This is a genomic window from Sphingobium anseongense (assembly GCF_037725245.1).
Taxonomy (GTDB): domain Bacteria; phylum Pseudomonadota; class Alphaproteobacteria; order Sphingomonadales; family Sphingomonadaceae; genus Sphingobium.
The window spans coordinates 42430-62932 of sequence record NZ_JBBJUL010000013.1 but is presented as its reverse complement, the minus strand read 5'-3'; the positions used below and the strand labels follow the sequence as shown (position 1 = coordinate 62932).

Here is a 20503-nt window from a genome sequence, read left to right as displayed (position 1 = left end):
TACAGCTGGCACCGGCATCGACCGGCTGGAAGGCGCAGCGGGCGATGATGTCTATCGCTTCAACATGGGCGATGGCCAGGATACCATCTACGATAATAATGAAGGGTGGTCTTACGGGAACTGGACGCTGTTCGATGGCGGCACCGATCGTCTTGAACTCGGGACAGGTATTAGTCCCGCTAATGTAGATGTCGTTAAGCAGGGCGCCAACGACCTCTTACTCAAGGTTCGTGGGACGAGCGATCAGATCCTGTTACAGGGCGCTGCCTCTGCATCGCAACGCCGCATCGAGACGGTTCGCTTTGCCGATGGGACAATATGGACTCACGACGATCTCATAGCGCTATCACTCATCACGCCGCCTGCCATAGCTGCGAACGCAGTGATCGCCGGGGCGGTGACGGAGCAGACGGCAACGACCGGAGCGACTAGCTCCGACAGTGTGTCAGGTGCCTTGCGCTTCACCGACGGAACAGCCGGAGCAACCCACAGCATCGCCATTAACAGTGTCAATGCTTCTGGAAGCGTTTCTGGGCTGCCTTCAAATTCGGCCCTGCTTGCGTTGTTGAACTTTGGAGCAGTGACAGAACCCGATGGCACCGCCGAAGGTGTCTCGATCTGGGCGTTCAGCGCGCAGGATAGCCTGTTCGACTATCTGGCAGCGGGACAGACCACGCAGTTGGTCTATTCAATCACCCTGTCGAACAACAACGGCCGCTCTGTCTCACAGGACATCACGGTAGCGATCACCGGCACTAATGACCTGCCATTGATCGCCACAGGCACGTCGGCATCTGGATCAATCACAGAGCTGGCTGCGACGGCCGGATCTTCTGCCAATGACACAGCCTCCGGTGTTTTGCGGTTTACGGATGGCGATACGCCGGACACGCACAGCGCATCGATCGTATCTGTCACGACAAGCGGAGCGACCTTGGGTCTTCCGGCGAACGCAACGGTACTCAATTGGCTCTCCAAAGGCGTGCTTGCTGGGCAGGCAGGCGCGACAGCGGGCTCTTTGCCATGGAGCTTCGCCGCGCCCGACAGTGCGTTCGACTATCTTGGCGCTGGACAGACAGCGGCGCTTACCTACGCGATCCAGATTACCGACAATGTCGGCGGTACGGTCACGCAGAATGTCGTGATTACTGCCACCGGCACCAATGATACGCCTTTGATAGCCGCCGGAACGACCGCAACCGGCGCAATTACGGAGCTTGCCAGCACGACCGGCTCGACCGCCAATGATATGGCGAGCGGCACCATGCGCTTCACCGATCTCGACCTTGCCGACGCCCACAATGGATCGGTTCTTTCGGTCTCGGCGAGCGGGACGACAAGCGGCCTTCCCACCAACGCGACACTGCTCGCGATGCTGGGACTGGGCACTGTAACCGAGCAGGCCGGCTCGATCGCAGGTTCGCTTTCCTGGACCTTTGCGGCGCAGGACAAGACATTCGACTATTTGGGGGCGGGCCAGAGCACGACCCTTACCTATGTCGTCCAGCTTTCGGACGGCAATGGCGGCAGCGTGTCGCAGAATGTGGCGGTGACGATCACCGGCACGAATGACACGCCGCAAGTCTCGGCGGGTACGACGTCCGGCGCGATAACAGAGTTGGCTTTAGTCACAGGGTCTTCCACCAGCGACACCGCGTCGGGGACGTTGAAATTTGTCGACGCCGATCCTGCCGACACGCACAGCGCTACGATCCTTTCGGTGGCGGCCAGCGGAACGACGTCGGGCCTTCCCACCAACACGACATTACTTGGCTGGCTCAGCAAAGGAACGCTCACTGAACAATCTGGCGTAACGCCGGGGTCTCTGCCGTGGAGCTTCGCGGTGCCCGACAGTGCATTTGACTATCTTGGCGCAGGCCAGACCGCAATACTGACCTATGTCGTGCGCACGATCGACAATCAGGGGAGCAATCTCGACCAACCGGTGGTGGTGACGATCACCGGTTCCAACGATGCGCCGACCGCGCAGACGAAGAGCGGCTTCACCACAGATAACTGGACCGCGCTTACCATAGCGGGGTCGACCCTGACCGCTGGAGCAACCGACGCCGACACTAACGATGCTTTGACCTTGTCGAGCGTTCAATCACCAGTTGGTGGCACGGTCGCCATCAATGCTGGCAATGCCGTGTTCACGCCCACCGCTACGGCGGTCGGGCCAGCTTCATTCACCTACACGATTTCGGACGGACATGGTGGAAGCTCGACCGCGACGGTCAATCTCACCACGACCCTTCATCAGATCAACGGCACGTCCGGCAACGACACGTTGTCGGGCGGTGCCAAACCCGCCCAGATCAACGGTGGGGCAGGCAATGACACGATTACGGCAGGGTCCGCAGGCGATATCCTCATTGGCGGTGCGGGTACGGACACGCTGAAGGGCGGATCCGGCGTCGACACGGTCGACTATTCCGCCAACGCGGTCGCTCAGACGATCAACCTCAGCCTCACGAGCTCGCAGACGATCTCCAGCGGCGACGTCGATACCATTACCAACGTTGAGAATGCGATCGGCGGTTCGGGTAACGACACCATCACAGGCAGCACGGGAAACAATGTCCTGGCCGGCAATGGCGGGAACGACACTCTGAATGGCGGGTCCGGTAATGATACGCTGATGGGAGGCGACGGCGACGATACGCTGACCGGCGGCGCGGGTAACGACACGGTCGATGGTGGCAACGGCATCGACACCGTCAGCTACTCCGCTAACAGCGTTGCTCAGACGATCAATCTGACCCTAAGCACAGCACAGACAATTGCAAGCGGCGACGTGGACACGATCATCAATGTGGAGAATGTCATCGGCGGCACCGGGGCTGATACAATCACTGGATCCACAGGAAACAATATTCTCACTGGCGGATCGGGCAACGATACAATCATTGGCAATGACGGCAACGACACGCTGATCGGGGGAGCGGGAAATGACGTGTTGAATGGCAGTGCCGGTATCGACACAGTCGATTATTCGGCAAATACCGTGGCTCAGACCATCAATCTGACATTGACGGCGCAACAAACTATCTCGTCCGGCAATCTCGACACACTCTCCAATATCGAAAATGTGTTGGGTGGCACCGGCGCTGATACCGTCACGGGCAGCACCGGCAATAATCTGCTCAATGGCGGATCGGGCAACGATACAATCAATGGCAATGATGGCGACGATACGCTGGTCGGCGGAACAGGTACCGACACGCTGAATGGCGGAAACGGCATTGATACGGTTGATTATTCTTATGGAACTGTGGCGCAGACGATCAACCTGTCCCTCACGACCTCCCAGACCATTTCATCTGGTGATGCCGATACCATAAGCAATATCGAGAATGTCATAGCGGGGTCCGGCAATGACACGATCACCGGAAGCACCGCAGGCAATAGTCTGGACGGTGGCTTGGGTAATGACCGTCTTACGGGTGGGACAGGTAACGATACGATCATTGGTGGCACAGGCAGCTCTGACATCGCCGTTTTTGCTGGCGCGCAGACAAGTTACACCATCGCGACCAATGCCGGGGTCGTAACTATAACCGACAATCAGCCCTCGACTGATGGCAATGACGGTATAGATACGGTCAGTGGGATTGAGAAAGTCGAGTTCAAGGGAGCGGTTCAGGTCGGCATTACATCACCTATCGTACTGGATCTCAATGGTGATGGCGTTTCCCTATTGGACAATCAGGCGACAAATGCTGCCTTCGATTGGGATGCCGACGGCCACAAGGATCAAACCGGCTGGATCGGCGCGGATGATGGTTTTCTCATGTTCGATCGCGATGGGAATGGAACAGTCAGTAACGGCAACGAGCTTAGCTTCACCAGCGACAAGCACAACGCTAAGTCTGACCTCGACGGTTTACGGGCATTCGACAGCAACGGCGATGGCATATTTTCTGCCTATGATGAAAAATTCGATCAGTTCAAAATATGGCAGGATAAGAATAGTAATGGCACAGCCGAGGAGAACGAGGTTTTCTCGCTCGCGACCGCTGGAGTTTCTGCGATTAATCTGGTTGGTAATGCCGTAAACCAGAATTGGAACTGGGGTCAGAATATGACCATCAATACCGGGTCATTTACGCTGACTGACGGTTCGACATCATCATTTTCGGACGTCGCGCTAAGCTATGATGCGCTGCCGCGAGGAGTTTTGCCTTTCGGACAACGGATATCGTTACCCGAAGATCGCTACACTCCCCTCATATCCTTGAAGGAGGCTGCCCAGCTCACACAGGCAATAGCTGCCTTTGGGATCGAAAGTCGACCAGATGAAATGTCAGTGCGAGATGAATGGGGTGATCGTCCCGACTATTCGTTCGCGATCGGCACATCAGGGATGAGGTAGAAATCGCCAAAGCGCCGAGCATATGTACTATGTTCATCTCTGGAAAGTTATTGACCAAAGCCAGTTGGCGTTGCTTCTCCGAGTCAGGATGATAATCTGATCTAGCATCGCGAAGGCGGTGCCGAGGCTTGAGAACCTCGCTTGGGAGAAAGATTTACCCGCCAGTGACGCGGCCGGGTGGCCGACGTGCATGTCCAAGCCGCTTGCGGCCAAAGGCGTCGGCGCATGTCTCAAGCATGTTCTCTACACCCGGCTTTTGTCGGCAACGCCTCGCCAGTCGCATGGAGGCGTTGCCGATGGTAAGTGAAGCGAGCACCCACAAAGGGTTTCGGTCGAGATGTCGGCCGCTTTAGGCGTTGCGCGCCTGCCTTTAGATGAACGCGATCCGCTTCCGCCCGGCCACGACCTGGTGGAAGCGCCGAAGGACGTGCTCGGTGATCTCTACCGCGCCGAACGGCCTGGATTGCTTCGATTTCTGTCGCGGCGCGCATCCGACGACCGCGCCGAAGATATCGTCCAGCAGGTCTTCGCCCGCATGGCCGGAAAGACGGCGGACCAGACGGCTACGATCGTTTCTCCCGCGGCCTATTTGCGCCAGGCGGCGCGCAATCTCGTCCGCGACGAAGCCAGGACGGCCGGACGCAATAGTGCACACCTGCATGTTTCCATCGAAGACGTGGCTTTGCACGATGCCGACCCGGTCGCGGCCCTGGAGGCCCGTGACCGGCTCGCGCGGATCGAGCAGGCGGTGCTTCGGCTCAAGCCTCTCAGGCGTCAGATTTTTCTCGCATGTCGTCTCGACGGCTATAGTTATGCAGAGATAGCCGAGCAGACCGGGCTGAGCATAAGGGGCGTTGAGAAACAAATGAGCCGGGCGATCAAGCAACTCGGGCAACATCTGCACCACGATGACTGATCCTGAAAGGGCCTCGATTCCACCCGGCGTGCATGACGCGGCTGGCGAGTGGCTGGCGCGTCGGCAGGCCGGTGCCGATGCTGCGGTGGAAAAGGCCTTTGCTGCCTGGCTGGAAGCCGATCCTCGACACCGCATCGCCTATGCGCAGGTGGCCCGTGATTGGCACGACAGCGCGCAGCTTGCCGACAGTGCCGTCGGTCGAACCCGCAAGCTCGTGCGCGCACCGTTTCTGATGCGCCGAAGCACGCATGTCGGCGCCGTCAGTCTGAGCCTTGCTGCCCTCCTGGGATTGGGAACCGTCGGAATATTGCGGCACGCAGGGCCCTTAGGATTTATCGTTCCGGCCGAAGCGGCGACCTACCAGACAGCGGTTGGCGAAATTCGAAGCGTGCGTCTCGCGGACGGCTCGAACCTTACGCTCGATACGTCGACTGTGGTTCACGTTCGTTTCAGCCGTGCGTCCCGGCGGCTCGACCTGAAACGCGGACGGGCGCGTTTTTCGGTGGCGAAGGACGATCGGCCCTTCACCGTTGCCGTTCCAGGCGGCGAGATCGTTGCGCGCCATACGCTCTTCGACGTCAGCGTCGTCGGGCCGCAGCCCCTGGTGTCGTTGATCGAGGGCGAGGTCGAGCTTCTCAGCACCGCTCATGATGGCAAGGGTAGCCCGCAGCGGCTCGTTGGCGGCGAGCAGGCCGCGCTGGGCCAGGCTACCGAGCCGCGCCCGCTGTCGATGGCCGACGCACGATGGGTATCGGGCATGTTGGCGCTTGAAAAAACGCCGCTTGGCAATGCGGTGGCCGCCATCAACCGCTACAATCGAACGCAGGTGCGACTGGCCGACCCGCATCTTGCCAGCCTTGCCGTCACGGGTGCCTTCCAGGCGCGGGATCCGCAGCAATTCGCCCGTGCGGTCGCGACCATGTTCGGCCTGACCGTCGAGCGATCGCATTCGGAAATTCTCCTGCTGCGACCCAGCGGCGCACGAACTTCCACCCTCCCCTAAAATAGTTGGCGGGTATTTTCCGCCCTCATCGTCTCCCGCCCAACCCGCCCCTTCGGCGGTTCAGGGGAGACCGAAGACAATGCTTATATTTGGGAAGAACGGGTTTCATCGCCTCGCTGGGGTAGTCTTGGTCGCCAGCGCCACGACGGCCCAGGCACAACCAGCCCAGCGGATCGGCGTCGACCTTCCCGCGCAGCAGCTCGGGCGTTCACTTCAGGCGTTGGCGCTGCTGTCCCACCGGACGGTCCTCGCGGATGCGACGCTGATCGGGGACAGGCAGGCGCCGTCGCTCCAGGGTGCCTATACCATGGAGGACGCGCTGCGCCGACTTCTCGACGGTTCGGGGCTGACCTTCGACCGCGTGGACGAGAGCTTTGTCGTCCGGCCGTCGCGCGCGACTGGCGACCGGCAGGGCGATAGCGACGGAGCGGCCATTGTCGTCACCGGCAGCCGGATTCGCGGCGCACCGATTGCGTCACCCGTGACGATCCTGAGCGAGCAGACCATCCGGGACACCGGATTGGCCGATCTCGGCGACGTGGCCCGCAGCCTGCCGCAAAGTTTCGGTGGCGGACAAAATCCGGGCGTCGGCTTCAACGTACCGTCGAGCACGGGCGGCAATGTCGGTGGCGGATCCTCCGTCAACCTGCGTGGCCTTGGCAGTGACGCGACGCTCACGATCCTCAACGGACGACGCGTGCCTTATGATTCGGCGCGACAGGGCGTGGACATTTCAGCCATCCCCCTGTCTGCGGTCGACCGGATCGAGATCGTCGCGGACGGCGCTTCGGCCATTTACGGCTCGGATGCGGTCGGCGGCGTCGTCAACGTCATTCTGAAGCGCGATTATGACGGATTGCAGACCCGCGCGCGCATTGGTGGCGCTACCGACGGCGGCGATTTCGAGCAACGCTATTCGGTTCTGGCGGGCAGTCGATGGCAGGGCGGCGGCGGCTTCATCACCTACGAATATAACCGCAACAGCGATCTCATAACGAACCAGCGCGACTATGCCCGCGTGCGGCCCAACGTAACCATCCTCCCCTCGAGCCGACGCCATGCGATCGCCGCCAGCGCCCATCAGGATATAACCGGTAATCTCACGATCGAAGCCGATGCGCTTTACAATAGCCGCACCGGCGCGTTCACCTATCCACTCAATGCGGCAGGCGATCTTGCGATCAGCCGAACGCGACAGACGTTCGATAGCTACACGCTGGCCCTGGCGAGCGCCGCGCGTCTGTCGCTCGGACCGTGGCAGCTCAGCCTGTCCGGCACCTTCGGCAAGGGTCGCACCTATTTCCAGGGTGACACGTTCAGGAACGACCAGTTCGCGAGCACGGCCTTCGGCCGCTATAACAACCAGACCGTCACGGGCGAAGTCGCCGGTGATGGTCCGCTGTTCCTGCTGCCGGGGGGCGAGGCGAAACTTGCGATCGGTGCCGGCATCCGGGCCAATGATTTCGAGATATTCCGTGGCGCGGGCAATATCAACAACGCCCGGCCATCGCAGGACAGCCGCTACGCTTTCGCCGAAATCAACCTCCCCGTCGTCGGTCCCGACCTCGACATTCCGCTCGTCCACAGGCTCAACCTGAGTGGGGCCCTGCGCTACGAACGCTATCGGCAGATCGGTGAGATCGTCACGCCCAAGCTGGGCCTGACCTATGCACCTGCCGACATCGTCGATATCAAGGCGAGCTGGGGACGGTCGTTCCGCGCGCCGAGCTTCATCCAGCTCCATTCGATCCAGCAGGCGCTGGTCTATCCGGTCACGACGTTCGGCGGCACTGGCTATCCCACGGGCGCGACGGCGCTGTACCTGACGGGTGGCAACAGCGATCTGAAGCCCGAGCGGGCGCGCAGCTGGTCGACCACCCTTGCGCTGCATCCGCCCGCCTGGCCGGGTGCGTCGCTGGAATTCAGCTATTTTTCGACGCGCTACGTCAACCGGATCGTAACGCCGATATCGATCGCGTCGCAGGCGCTGAGCGATCCGGCGAATGGCGGACAGATCACGCTTTCGCCCAATCTACGCAGCAGAATGTGTCACGCGCTGGCGATCAGATCACGTCCCGCAACCTGCAAATCCAACCGACCATCACGGTCCGACCCGGCGCAGCCGTTCGGCTGGTTGTGCACAAGGATATCATTCTTGCACCCTGGCGAGAGAAGGAGCGCTGAAATGACTGACCTCAAATTGCCCCAGCTTCCAGATCGTAATCCGGTCAAGCTCAGCATTGCTGTCATGCCGGACCTCCATCAGGCTTTGACGGATTATGCTGCGCTCTACGCAACGACCTATGGTCGTGACGAGCCGGTTGCCGAGCTGATTCCTGCCATGCTCACTGCCTTCCTCGAAAGTGACAGGAGCTTTGCGCGAAACAGGACGAAGCGGTGATCTATGATGCACAGTAGCAATCCCCAAGCAGGGGCCATCCTCATAGAGCCTTTAACGGTCCGCATCTCTACGGCGGTCCAGCTCACCGGTATCAGTCGCTCACGTCTTTACGAGCTGATCCAGTCTGGTGAGCTGGAAACCGTTAAGGTAGGGCGATCCACGCTGATCCCATATAAAAGCCTGAAAGCCCTGACCGGCGCCTAGCCTGGCGTGCCTCTGCCTTTACCAAAGTTCGGCCGCAGAATTCTGGCGCCGTCCCGCAGCTGGTCGAGATAGTCTGACCAGTGCTGCATCATGCGGACGCGTTCATCCCAATATTCACCACGAGTGTAAGCACGGCGCACCATCGAGGTGTCGAGGTGGGCGAGCTGCTTCTCAATGGCGTCCGGGTTCCAGATACCCATCTCGTTAAGAAGGGTCGCAGCCATCGCCCGAAAACCATGCGCCGTCATTTCTTCCTGGCTATAGCCCAGTCGACGCAATGCCGCGTTGATGGTGTTTTCCGACATGCACTGGCGTGGTGACCGGAACGACGGGAAAAGATACCTTCCCTCGCCCGTCAGCTGGCGGAGTTCTTCCAGTAGCGCCAGCGCCTGTTGCGACAGCGGTACACGGTGTGGACGGCGCATTTTCATCTTTTCCGCCGGGAGCGACCAGATGGCGTCGTGCATATCTATTTCCTCCCACTCTGCCTTGCGCAACTCGCCCGGCCGGACGAACAGGTGGGGTGACAGCCGCAAAGCGATCGCGGTGATTTCGTGACCTGTATAACCGTCGATTGCGCGCAGGAGCGCGCCGGCCTCCTTGGGCGTCGTGATCGCGGCGAGATGCCGGACCTTCGGAGTGATGAGTGCGCCGCGCAGATCGGCCGCGACATCGCGATCCGCCCGAGCGGTCGCGATCGCATAGCGAAAAACCCGACTGAGCACGCTGCGCATCCGGCGCGCACTTTCGTAGCGGCCGGTCGCCTCCACCTTGCGCAGGACGGCCAGGACTTCCTGCGGCGATATCTTTGAGACAGGGAAGCTGCCGATCATGGGATAGGCCATGCCGAGCAGCCAGCGAATCTTGTCGAGCGTGATCGGCGCGCGCCCCTCCAGCTCATTCTTCGCCACCCATTCTTCGGCGATCGTCTTGAACGTGTTGTCCGGGGCCACCTTGCGCGCAAGTGTGTCGCTCCTCTTCTCGGCGGCGGGGTCGAGCCCGGCGGCGATCTGCTCCCTTGCTGCGGCGCGCTGCTGGCGCGCCATAGCTATCCCTACCTCGGGCCAGGCGCCGAAATAGAGCGTCTTCTGTCGACCGAGATACCGGTAGTTCATGCGCCAGAGTTTCGTGCCGTTCGTCTGGACGGCGAGATACAGCCCATCGGCGTCGGCCAGTTTATAGGCCTTGTCCCGGGGTTTGGCGTTGGTGATCTGGATATGATTCAGTGCCATGATGGTGCCAGCTCCAAAGGGGCTCTCCGGCACCATCAAAAACACCATCATCCTGATGGTGCTGTCGATGGATTCGGGCGGATGAGCCCGGATTTCATTTGGCGATTTTCACTGAAAAAATGCTGTAAAACCAGCTGCTTGCTGGACCTTCCCGGACGTCGCCGGAAAGGTCTCTGGTGCCCAGAAGAGGACTCGAACCTCCACGACCTTGCGATCGCCAGCACCTGAAGCTGGTGCGTCTACCAATTCCGCCATCTGGGCACGGGGTAGGTCGGCGCGATTAGCCGGTGGGTGGCGGGCTGTCAATCAGGTGGAGGGCTTTAATTTGGGTTCACCGCCCAGATCTTCCACAACCCAGTCCAGTCCTCCCTTGCGCTTGGAGCCGGCACACCGTCTATAAGGCCGCAGCGACGCCAATTGCCCAGGACCTCATGACCCACACGCCTCCGCTCGAACATCATCCCCGCCCCGATGGTCTGCGCCTTGCTTACCGACATCGCCGGGGTAGCGGGCCTACGATGATTTTCCTGCCGGGCTACCGATCGGACATGGAGGGCGGCAAGGCGCTGGCGCTCGACGCCTGGGCCGCGCGTAGCGGGCGGGCGATGCTGCGGTTCGATTATGGCGGGCATGGCGCAAGCGATGGCCGGTTCGAGGATGGGACGCTGGCGAGTTGGCGCGACGATGCGTTGCTGATGATAGATGCGGTAACCCAGGGACCGATCCTGCTGGTCGGGTCGTCGATGGGGGGATGGCTGGCGCTGCTGATCGCGCTGGCCCGCCCCGACCGGGTGGTCGGCCTGGTCGGCATCGCCGCGGCGGCGGACTTTACCCAATGGGGTTTCACGCCTGCGGAAAAGACGCGGATCCTGGAGGAGGGCAGGCTGCTGCAACCATCCGATTACAGCGAAGAGCCCGATCTCACCACGCGCGCCTTCTGGCAGTCGGGGCAGTCGCTCCTGCTGCTGGAACAGGAAATCGCGATCGATTGCCCGGTTCGCCTGCTGCACGGGCAGGCCGACGTTGTCGTGCCATGGTCGGTGGCTTTGCGCATCGGCGAGCAACTGCGTTCATCCGACGTGCAGATGCTGTTGGTCAAGGATGGCGATCATCGCCTCTCGCGAGAGTCCGACCTTTCCCTGCTGGTCGCCACCCTCTCCACGCTTTTGGACAGCCTGTCATGACCTTCCTGCTGTTGCCTGCCCTGCTGCTCGCGCCGCAGGCCTATGACCCTGAAACCGAAGCGGTGATGAACCGCCGGGCGCGCCCGCAGAGCGTCGCCCCGGCACGGCCCGCCCTGCCCATTCCGCCACAGGTCGCCGCCCCGTTCCAGGCGTGTCTGGACGCGGCGGTGGAAGCGCCCGAAGCCGGGGTCGCCGCCGCCAACCGATGGCGGATGGAAGGTGGCGGCTATTATGCCCGTCAATGTCTGGGCTTTGCCTATGCGCGCGCCGAGCGATGGGGGCCAGCGACGATCAGTTTCGAACAGGCGGCCGAAGAAGCCGAACGCGCCGGCGCCTTCGTCCAGAGCGCCCGGCTGTGGGCGCAGGCGGGCAATGCCGCGCTGGCGGGCGGGGACCTGGCCAAGGCGCAGGCCCATTTCGACGCGGCGCTGGCGCGCGGCCTGCCCGACGGGCTGGAAAAGGGCGAGGTGCATCTCGATCGCGCGCGCGCCCTGGTGGCGCTGGGCGATGGCGTGGGTGCGCGCCAATCGCTCGACGTGGCCCTGGAGCAGGCGCCGCAGGACCCGCTCGCCTGGCTGCTGTCGGCAACGCTCGCGCGCCGGTCGGGTGAACTTTCGCTGGCGCAGGCGCATATCGCGCGAGCAGTGCAGATGTCTCCCGACGACGCATCGGTGGCGCTGGAAGAGGGCAATATCGCGATGCTGACCGATCATGCCGATGTCGCCGCCGCCGCATGGGCGCGCGCTATGCGGCTGGCCCCCGATGCACCGGCTGGCAAGGCGGCGGCGGACAATCTCACCCGGTTGTCGGCCAGGGCGAAGACGCCCTGATCAGTGCCGCTCCGCCTTAAAACATCGAGCGGAAAAGTGAGAACCGGCTTTCCGTCAAGAACGACACGAAAACAAAGCTATAGAGCGCGCGAATTGCGTCGGCTTAAACGAGTGCGCTCTAATCGAGGTAAAAATCGACCGTGGTGACGACGCGCACCTTTTTATAGGGGGTGTCGCTCGCACCATCTCCGCCTTCGCCATCGCGTGCGTCGATCGAGAAATAGCCCTGGGTCGCGCTCTTGATCCCGCCGACGCTGGTGCCGCTATCCTGGGCAAATTGTTCGGCGGCTGCGCGGGCATCCTTGGTGGCGGCCGCCACCATCGCCGGCTTGACGTCGTTCAGCTTGGTGAAGCTATAGCGCATGCCCGATCCTTCCTGCAGCGTAACCCCCCGCCGCACGAGATCGAACTGCTGCGCCACCGCACGCTGAGCCTTGGCGATGTCGGTGGTGCGCAACAGCATCCGCTGGGTGATGGTGATGTTGTTGACACCGTTATTATAATATTGGTTCACCCCCGCGCCGCTGGGAGTCAACTCGCCGTCCTTGAAACCCAGTCCGGCAAAATAGTTTTTGAGTTCGTGGGTATTGTTGTCGATTTCGGTCCGAACCGCGGGCAGGTCGAAACCGGTCGCCGAATAGCTGATCGACCAGGTGGCAAGGTCGGCGGTGACATCCTTTTCCGACAGGCCCCGCACCGTGACCGACCGGTCCGCCGCCTTGGCGCGCTTCAACCCGTCGCCGAGCAGATAGCCTCCGCTCACCAGGCCGACAGCAGCAATGGCCGCACAGCCCAGAAGCACCTTGTCATGCAATGCCAACGCCATATCCGCTATCCTCTTTCAAAGTCGTGATCATGTGCCTATCAGTAGACAGGTCCTTATCGCCCGCAAGATGAACCGTTGCTTGACTGCGACGAATGGAGCAGTCCTTGCCCAAATATCTCCATACCATGATCCGCGTGACCGATATCGACAAGACCGTTGCCTTTTTCAATCTGTTGGGGCTGGAGGAGCAGCAGCGGTTCGACAGCGAAAGCGGGCGGTTCACGCTGGTCTTCCTGGCTGCGCCGGGCGATGAAGAGGCGCAGGTCGAATTGACATATAACTGGCCGGCGAGCGACGGTAGCCCCGCCGAAATCTATGGGGGCGGGCGCAATTTCGGTCATCTGGCCTATCGGGTCGACAACATCTATGCGACCTGCCAGCGGTTGATGGATGCGGGCGTGACGATCAACCGTCCGCCCCGCGACGGTCACATGGCCTTCGTTCGCACGCCCGACAACATCTCGATCGAATTGTTGCAGGACGGTCGGCTGGAACCCGCCGAGCCCTGGGCATCGATGCCCAATGTCGGCGAATGGTAACTCACATGCTTGATGTCATCCGCATCCCCGCGCTCAGCGACAATTATATCTGGCTGATGCACGACGGCGCCAGCGGCGATACGGTCGTGATCGACCCGGCCGAGGCCGAACCTGTGCTGGCGGCGGCGGCGGCGCGCGGCTGGACCATCGGGCAGGTCTGGAACACCCATTGGCACCGCGATCATGTCGGCGGCAATGCGGCGATCAAGGCGGCCACGGGATGCACGATCACCGGTCCCGCCGCCGAGGCGGAGAAGATCGGCACGCTCGACAGGACCGTGGCCGAAGGCGATGTCGTCCGCATCGGCGCGCACGCGGCGCGGGTGATGGACGTGCCAGCGCATACCGCCGGACATATCGCTTATCATCTGGCCGACGATGCCATGATCTTCGTGGGTGATACGCTGTTCGCGATGGGCTGCGGCCGGCTGTTCGAGGGAACGGCTGCGCAGATGTTCGCCAATATGCAGCGGTTCAAGGCCCTGCCGGCGGAAACCATGGTCTATTGCGCGCATGAATATACCCAGAGCAACGGGCGCTTCGCATTGACCATCGAGCCGGACAACGACGCGCTTTCGGCGCGGATGGAACGGGTGGACGCCGCCCGTGCGCGGGGCGAGCCGACCGTGCCCACCAGCATCGCGCTGGAGCGCGACACGAACATCTTCATGCGGGCCGCGAACGTCGATGAACTGGCCGCGCGGCGCGCGGCGAAGGATGCAGCGTGACGGCATGGGAGTGGCCACGCCGTCAGTAGCGTAGGATCTTCGTAGGGAGAATGGCGATGCGTGCAGGATTATTGGCAGCGATCCTCCTGGTCACCGGATGCGCCGGCAGCTACCAGGCGCAACCCCTGACGCAAAAGCAGACCGTCAGGCTGGAAAAGGAATTGGCCGGCAAGGTCGCGGGCGAGCCGACTGCCTGCATCAACCGCTTGCCCCAAAGCGATCTGCGCGTGATCAGCGATTCGGTGCTGCTCTACCGCGTCAGCAGCCGGCTGATTTACCGCAACGACGTGATCGGACGCTGCACCGGGCTGCAACGGGGCGATACGCTGATCACGCAAAGCTACAGTTCGCAGATCTGCCGTGGCGATATCGCCCGCGTCGCCGATCTATCGGTCGGCACGGTGACGGGCAGCTGCGCGCTCGGCGATTTCATTCCCTATCGAACGCCTTCGAAATAGCCGTCCATATGGAAGCCTGTCGACAGGTTGCGGCGCGCTTTCAACTGGGGCGCACCATGCCGGATGCCATCGCGCTGAAGGCCGCTTCGATCCTGCTGGCAAGGTCGGCGTCGACATCGCATTCATTCAATGCGGCTGACATGGCGCGAACCCATTGATCGGCTGAACGCGCGCTTATCGGCAGCCCGGCATGGACCGACATCATGCATTTGTCGGGATTGGCCGCAAACCAGTCGCGCGGTCCGCCCACCCAGGCTGTCAGAAAGCTGCTCAGCGACAGGCGCATCGGGTCGAGATCGGCGGCATGCAGCGCGCGCAATTCTGCGAAAGCGGGATCGCGGTCCATCATGTCGTAGAAGCGATCGACGATGCGCCTGATCCCGTCATGGCTCCCCAACGCTTCGAACGGCGTCAGCATCCGTGCCGCAGAGGCGCTCAATCGCGCGGGCCCCGGATGGCGTCTTCGATGGAAAGCCCGCCCAGGACCAATATGAATGTCAGCATTGTGCCTAGGACCAGAATGGGAAAGTGGTCGCCGAAGAACTGAGCCATGATAATCTCCTTTCCCGCACTGGTAGAACAGGCTTGCGCTTCTGAATTTGACGAGCGTCAAAAAGTCGATTTCGGCGCGATAAAATTTCGGCAGATGGGCTGGCCGGCTGCTTCCTCGGCTATGTTTTCGCGGCTCGCCGCGATGCGCCCTTGGTCGCAGTCCGGTCATGCCTCTGTTCGGTTGCCAGATGGCAAGGCCGGGCTTGTTCATCGGGCGGCTTTCGTTTCTGCCAGGGTGGCGCCCAACCCGGTGGGACGCGCCCGCAAAATGCGCCGCCGGCGCCATCGGCCGGTTGTGCCGGATGAGCGCCGAGCGTCAGCAGGGCGGCCAGGCCGGCAATAGCGCCAAACCTAAACCGCATGGCTAAAGCGCGTTTCGGCGGGGCGCAGATAGCGGTCGAAGCAAGCGGCGATCGACCGGGCATAGGGTAGCGATCCGGGCAGCAGCCGGATCACCCCGTCCGCCGTTTCTACTAGGCCCATGTCCGCGAATCTGGCCAGTAGAGCGCGGTCGCCAATGCCGGGGTCCGGCGCAACGCCGTTGCAGAGCAGCTTTTCGATGGTCTCTCCGCGCATCCGGTCGTCCCGACTGCGCGAGATGCCGCGGATCGCGGGCAGGCGGCCCTGCGCGATGATCTCGCGATAGACGCCGGCATTTTTCTCGTTCTGGACGATAAGGTCGGGAAACTGGCTGATCGCGCTTGCGCCCAGGCCGATCAGCACATCGCCGTCATCTTCGGTAAATCCCTGGAAATTGCGCCGCAGCGTCCCGTTCGCGGCCGCGCCGGCCAGCGGGTCGCCGGGCAGGGCAAAATGATCAAAGCCGATCGCACGATAGCCTGCCGCCGTGAGCATGGCGTGGCCCCGTGTCGCCATCGCAAAGCGTTGCGCCATGTCGGGCAGGTCCGTCTGCGCGATCCGCCGCTGGCGGGGCAGCAGGTGCGGCATATGGGCATAGCCAAAAAGGGCGATGCGGGATGGCGCCAGACCGATGCCGGTTTCCAGCGTGGTGACGAGATCTTCTTCGCTCTGCCCCGGCAGGCCGTACATCAGGTCAAAGCCGACGTCGATTTTCGCGCGATGAAAGGCGTCGACCGCCGCTTCTACCATTTCGACAGGCTGGATTCGTCCGATGCTCCGCTGGACGTGAGGGGCGAATGTCTGCACGCCAAGATTGACGCGCGAAACGCCGATCTGGCGGATCGCGGCGATCCACGGCCGATCCAGCCGTCGGGGGTCCAGCTCCACCGAGATCGCAGCGGCGCTCGTGTCGAAACAGATGAGCAACTGGTGATTGAGCCTGACCCAATCGACCAGCGGCAGGGAATTGGGGCTGCCGCCGCCAAAGGCGATATGGGTGACATGGCCGCGCCCGCCCAGTCGCGCCGCGACAAGGGCAATTTCATGTTCCAGCGCATCGACATAGGCGGCCAGCCGCCGCGGGCGAGTGGCGGCGCCCGTGTTGCATCCGCAATACCAGCAAATATCGTGGCAATAGGGAATGTGGACATACAGCGATAGGCGCGCTTGCGAGGGCAGGGCGTCCAGGCGATCGCCCATGTCCCTGGCTCCCACGCTTTCGTTGAACTGCGCCGCCGTCGGATAGCTGGTGTAGCGCGGCACCGGCGCGCCGAGCAGTTCGGGATGATAGCGAAACATGGCAACGGGGCTGCCATGCTTTGCCGCCCGTCACATTGCGTCCGGTCAAAATTGGCTTTGCGCCGCGTCAAGGAATGGTGCGTGCGACCGGTGCAAGGACACGTCACTGATCGAACGAACAGGGACGGAGATCGAACATGCGGATCAAGACAATGGTGCTGGCGGCAACCTTGGGCGTGGCGTTTACGGCGGGGCCAGCGCAGGCGAAGCAGGGCGACGTCCTGTTGCGGGTGCGCGGCATCATGGTCGCGCCCAACGAAAAGAGCGGCAGCATCCTGCCGGCCTTTCCCGGCGAACATGTGTCGGTCGACAATTCGATCATGCCCGAAGTCGACATCACCTATATGGCGACCGATCATATCGGTTTCGAGCTGATCGCGGCCACGACCAAGCACAGTGCCAGCGGTCGGTCGGGCATGACCGGGACCATCGGCAAGCTGGCTTCGACCTGGGTGCTGCCGCCGACGCTGACGATCCAATATCATCCGATCGTCGATGGGCCGATCCGCCCCTATGCGGGGGCCGGGGTGAATTACACGCTGTTTTATGCCGAAAATGCGTCGGGCGGGCTGGAAGCGGCGGTCGGCAAGACCAGGGTGCATATGTCGGACAGCTTCGGCTGGGCGGGCCAGTTGGGCGTCGACATCGACCTGAACGACAGAATATTCCTGAATGTCGACGTCAAATATATCGACATCGACACCACCGCGCGGCTGGCGACGACGGCGGCGGGAACGCAGCGGGTCAAGCTGGAGCTGGACCCCATCGTCGTTGGCGTCGGCGTCGGCATGCGTTTTTGAACGGTTGCGGCGCGATGCGGACAGGCGGGCGGCCGGGGGCGCCATCCCGGCATGGGCGGCGGGCGACATAAGGACATTTGCGGATGGAGACCCCCGGCCCGATTCCATAGTCAGGGCGGACACGATCAACGCCAGTCGGCCGCCGGGAACCTGACCCCATGAAGACCATCCTCCTGCACATTCACGACGACAGCGGCCAGGAAAGCCGGATGCAGGCCGCGCTCGACATTGCGCGCGCGACCGGGGCGCATATCATGTGTCACCAGATAACCGCGCTGCCCGATTTTGTTGCGGCCGACATATATGGCGGCAGCTATATGCTGCCAGTGGACATCGCGGCCATCCGCGCGGACGAGGACAAGGCGAGGGCCGTGATCGAGGAGCGCCTGCAGCGGGAAGGCGTTTTCTGGGACTGGCGGCACAGCGACGGCGGGGTCGTGCAATGCCTGCTGTCGTCATCCCGCCTCGCCGACGCCATTTTGGTGACCCTGCCCGACCCGGGCCGACGGTTCGAGGCCGATCCCCTGCCGATTGTCGCCGACCTCGCGGTCAATAGCCGGTCGCCGGTGATCGCGGTGCCGGTCGGTGCGGGTGGCTTCAACTGCAAGGGACGGGCGATGGTCGCCTGGGACGGGTCGCACGAAGCTTCCGCCGCGCTGTGCGCTGCAAAGTCGCTGCTGGCGGTCGCCGAAGAGGTGCATGTCGTGACCGTGGAGGAAAAGGCCAAGCGCGATTTCCCGCCGCTGGAAGCGAGCGAATATCTGTCGCGTCACGGGATCCGTTCCGAAATTCATGAATGGCCACGCAAGGAACGCACGATCGAGGAGGCGCTGGTGGCAGCGGCCGCCGAGTTGAGGGTCGACTGGATCGCGATGGGCGCCTTTGGCCACAGCCGCCTGCGCGAAACGATATTCGGCGGTGTGACACGCTTCCTTCTTCGCGAGGGCCGGGTTCCGCTCTTGCTGGCGCACTGATTTCGGCTCACTATGTTCAGCGATGGCGACCGGAGAAGGTGATCTGCAAGAGGCCGCGCACACTCTTGAGCAGGCGTTGCTCGGCTCTATCCTTGCGACTGTGCCCGACGCGCTGATCGTCATCGACGTGCGCGGATCGATCAAGTCCTTCAGTCCGGCGGCCCAGCGCATGTTCCAATATGCCGAAAGCGATGTGCTGGGGGAGAATATCGCCATGCTGATGCCGTCGCCCGACCGGGAACGGCATGACGGCTATCTGGCGCATTACCGCGATACCGGGGAAAAGCGGATCATCGGCATCGGCCGCCTGACCACGGCGCGGCGTCGCGACGGATCGACCTTTCCGATCGAGCTGGCGGTGGGTGAGGTGCGCGATCAGGGCGAACGGCTGTTTACCGGCTTCATTCGCGACCTCACGGATCGGCAACAGACGGAGCGGCGCGTGCAGGATTTGCAGGCGGAACTGAGCCATGCCGCGCGCGTGACGGCGATGGGTACGCTCGCGGCCGCGCTGGCGCATGAACTCAATCAGCCGCTGACCGCCATCGCCAATTATATGGAGGCCGGACGCGACCTGCTGGCACAGGACGGTCCGCTTGATCGCGAAATGCTGGGCCAGGCGATGGATGAGGCGGCGGCCCAGGCGCTGCGAGCCGGCGAGATAATCCGGTCTTTGCGCGAATTCATCCGGCGCGGTGAAGCCGATCGTCAGCCCGAACCTGTGTCCACGCTTCTGTCGGAAGGCGTGGCGCTGGCCTTTATCGGCATCGACAGTCGCGGCATCGACATGGACATCGCCGTCGATCCGGCGGCGGGCAAGGTCATGGCCAATCGCGTGCAGTTGCAACAGGTCATCATCAATCTGGTCCGCAATGCGGTGGAAGCGATGGATGGGCGTCCGGCCCGCATCCTGCGCCTGTCGGCGACGCCCGATGACGAAGGCCGGGTCGAAATGGTCATTGCCGACAGCGGCCCCGGCCTCGACCCGGTCGTGGCGCGATCGCTCTTCACGCCGTTCAGCACCACCAAGCCCAGGGGCATGGGCGTGGGCCTGTCGATCAGCCGCACCATTGTCGAGGGGCATGGCGGGCGCATCTGGGCCACCGCCTCGCGCTGGGGCGGGGTTGCCTTTCACTTCATCCTGGACCGTGCGGACTGACTTCATGACAACGCAGCCCATCTATATCGTCGATGACGATGATGCGATCCGCCGTTCGCTCAGCTTCATGCTCAAGACCGGCGGACACGCGGTTCGCAGCTTTTCGGGCGGCGCCGATTTTCTAAAGGACGTCGCCGGGCTGGAGCCGGGCTGCGTCCTGCTTGACGTGCGTATGCCCGATATCGACGGGCTGGAGGTGCAGCGCGAATTGCGCGCGCGCGGCATTTTGTTGCCCGTCATCATCATGACCGGCCATGGCGATGTCGGGATGGCGGTGGCGGCGATGAAGGCGGGCGCGACGGATTTCATCGAAAAGCCGTTTGAAAAAGCCGCTCTGCTGGAAGCGATCGACGCGGCGGTCGCGCAGATCGCCGCGCACAAGGATGGAGCGACGCGGGGCCGGGAAGCGCGGGCGCGGCTCAACGTGCTGACCGATCGCGAACGCGACGTGCTCAAGGGGCTGGTCGACGGCCTGCCCAATAAATCCATTGCCTATGATCTGGGGATCAGCCCGCGAACCGTGGAGATTCATCGCGCCAACCTGATGCAGAAGCTCAGCGTGCGCAGCCTGTCGGAAGCGTTGCGGATCGCCTTTCAGTCGGGCCTGGAATAGCCGTTCCTGTGGGATATCAGGACATTTACGGATAGGCGTCGCGGGCGCGC

The 20503-nt window shown here is 62.3% G+C and carries 19 protein-coding genes, 1 tRNA gene and 1 pseudogene; 16 read left to right on the top strand and 5 right to left on the bottom strand.

From position 1 onward, the window contains the following. Positions 1-64: 64 nt before the first annotated feature. From WG908_RS15190 to WG908_RS15160, 7 genes and pseudogenes are all read left to right on the top strand, one after another. The gene (locus WG908_RS15190; RefSeq protein ID WP_340187351.1) at positions 65-4375 is read left to right on the top strand and encodes a beta strand repeat-containing protein; all 4311 of its coding nucleotides are present in this window, start codon (positions 65-67) and stop codon (positions 4373-4375) included. A 337-nt stretch (positions 4376-4712) separates the two neighbouring features. Continuing rightward, positions 4713-5291, top strand: coding sequence for an RNA polymerase sigma factor (locus WG908_RS15185; protein ID WP_340187350.1), 579 nt, complete (start codon positions 4713-4715; stop codon positions 5289-5291). Next, positions 5284-6294, top strand: a complete 1011-nt coding sequence (locus WG908_RS15180) for a FecR family protein (RefSeq protein ID WP_340187349.1) — start codon at positions 5284-5286, stop codon at positions 6292-6294. Before WG908_RS15185 ends, WG908_RS15180 begins: the two co-directional genes overlap by 8 nt. 79 nt (positions 6295-6373) lie before the next feature. Continuing rightward, positions 6374-8251, top strand: a pseudogene (locus WG908_RS15175) (TonB-dependent receptor domain-containing protein); the annotation flags it as partial. After that, positions 8161-8478 (top strand): TrbI/VirB10 family protein, encoded by a 318-nt coding sequence (locus tag WG908_RS15170; protein ID WP_340187355.1) that lies wholly within the window; start codon positions 8161-8163, stop codon positions 8476-8478. The pseudogene WG908_RS15175 and the gene WG908_RS15170, both read left to right, overlap by 91 nt. Before the next feature lies 1 nt (position 8479). Further along, positions 8480-8695 carry a DUF2274 domain-containing protein gene (locus WG908_RS15165; protein WP_340187354.1) on the top strand — a complete coding sequence of 72 codons (216 nt, stop codon included), beginning with the start codon at positions 8480-8482 and terminating at the stop codon, positions 8693-8695. A gap of 3 nt (positions 8696-8698) precedes the next feature. Further along, entirely contained in the window at positions 8699-8899 is a 201-nt protein-coding gene (locus WG908_RS15160) for an excisionase family DNA-binding protein (RefSeq protein ID WP_246428351.1), read from the top strand. On the opposite strand, the gene WG908_RS15155 is transcribed toward WG908_RS15160, so the two are convergent. Beyond that, the gene (locus tag WG908_RS15155; RefSeq protein ID WP_340187353.1) at positions 8896-10131 is read right to left on the bottom strand and encodes a tyrosine-type recombinase/integrase; all 1236 of its coding nucleotides are present in this window, start codon (positions 10129-10131) and stop codon (positions 8896-8898) included. The genes WG908_RS15160 and WG908_RS15155 overlap by 4 nt on opposite strands. A gap of 174 nt (positions 10132-10305) precedes the next feature. Further along, positions 10306-10392: transfer RNA gene (locus tag WG908_RS15150), tRNA-Leu, on the bottom strand. 170 nt (positions 10393-10562) lie between these two features. Here WG908_RS15150 and WG908_RS15145 point away from each other — a divergent pair. Together WG908_RS15145 and WG908_RS15140 are read left to right on the top strand one after the other, a co-directional pair. Then, positions 10563-11315, top strand: a complete 753-nt coding sequence (locus WG908_RS15145) for an alpha/beta fold hydrolase (RefSeq protein WP_340187348.1) — start codon at positions 10563-10565, stop codon at positions 11313-11315. After that, a complete protein-coding gene (locus tag WG908_RS15140; protein ID WP_340187347.1) occupies positions 11312-12145 on the top strand; it encodes a tetratricopeptide repeat protein in 834 nt (277 codons plus the stop codon). Before WG908_RS15145 ends, WG908_RS15140 begins: the two co-directional genes overlap by 4 nt. Before the next feature lie 118 nt (positions 12146-12263). Here WG908_RS15140 and WG908_RS15135 read toward each other — a convergent pair whose 3' ends face one another. Further along, positions 12264-12971 carry an SIMPL domain-containing protein gene (locus WG908_RS15135; RefSeq protein ID WP_340187346.1) on the bottom strand — a complete coding sequence of 236 codons (708 nt, stop codon included), beginning with the start codon at positions 12969-12971 and terminating at the stop codon, positions 12264-12266. 104 nt (positions 12972-13075) lie between these two features. On the opposite strand from WG908_RS15135, the gene WG908_RS15130 reads away from it, so the two are divergent. The 3 genes from WG908_RS15130 to WG908_RS15120 are packed head-to-tail and all read left to right on the top strand — an operon-like array spanning position 13076 to position 14696. Beyond that, complete coding sequence (locus WG908_RS15130; protein WP_340187345.1) at positions 13076-13510, top strand: VOC family protein; 435 nt, start codon at positions 13076-13078, stop codon at positions 13508-13510. Between the two features lie 5 nt (positions 13511-13515). Further along, positions 13516-14238: a hydroxyacylglutathione hydrolase gene (gene gloB / locus WG908_RS15125; protein ID WP_340187344.1), complete on the top strand. Its 723-nt coding sequence runs from the start codon at positions 13516-13518 to the stop codon at positions 14236-14238. A 56-nt stretch (positions 14239-14294) separates the two neighbouring features. Further along, the gene (locus WG908_RS15120) at positions 14295-14696 is read left to right on the top strand and encodes a hypothetical protein (RefSeq protein WP_340187343.1); all 402 of its coding nucleotides are present in this window, start codon (positions 14295-14297) and stop codon (positions 14694-14696) included. Positions 14697-14736: 40 nt separating this feature from the next. Here WG908_RS15120 and WG908_RS15115 read toward each other — a convergent pair whose 3' ends face one another. Together WG908_RS15115 and WG908_RS15110 are read right to left on the bottom strand one after the other, a co-directional pair. Beyond that, a complete protein-coding gene (locus WG908_RS15115; protein ID WP_340187342.1) occupies positions 14737-15135 on the bottom strand; it encodes a group II truncated hemoglobin in 399 nt (132 codons plus the stop codon). A 464-nt stretch (positions 15136-15599) separates the two neighbouring features. Continuing rightward, positions 15600-16907, bottom strand: a complete 1308-nt coding sequence (locus WG908_RS15110) for a radical SAM protein (RefSeq protein WP_340187341.1) — start codon at positions 16905-16907, stop codon at positions 15600-15602. 137 nt (positions 16908-17044) lie between these two features. Here WG908_RS15110 and WG908_RS15105 point away from each other — a divergent pair, with 137 nt between their 5' ends. The 4 genes from WG908_RS15105 to fixJ all read left to right on the top strand — a co-directional run bounded on the left by WG908_RS15105 (position 17045) and on the right by fixJ (position 20453). Continuing rightward, positions 17045-17707 (top strand): OmpW/AlkL family protein, encoded by a 663-nt coding sequence (locus WG908_RS15105; protein ID WP_340187340.1) that lies wholly within the window; start codon positions 17045-17047, stop codon positions 17705-17707. Positions 17708-17865: 158 nt separating this feature from the next. Further along, positions 17866-18681, top strand: a complete 816-nt coding sequence (locus tag WG908_RS15100; protein WP_340187339.1) for a universal stress protein — start codon at positions 17866-17868, stop codon at positions 18679-18681. Between the two features lie 22 nt (positions 18682-18703). Beyond that, a complete protein-coding gene (locus WG908_RS15095; RefSeq protein ID WP_340187338.1) occupies positions 18704-19840 on the top strand; it encodes a sensor histidine kinase in 1137 nt (378 codons plus the stop codon). A 4-nt stretch (positions 19841-19844) separates the two neighbouring features. Beyond that, positions 19845-20453, top strand: coding sequence for a response regulator FixJ (fixJ, locus tag WG908_RS15090; protein WP_340187337.1), 609 nt, complete (start codon positions 19845-19847; stop codon positions 20451-20453). The last annotated feature ends 50 nt before the right edge of the window (positions 20454-20503 follow it).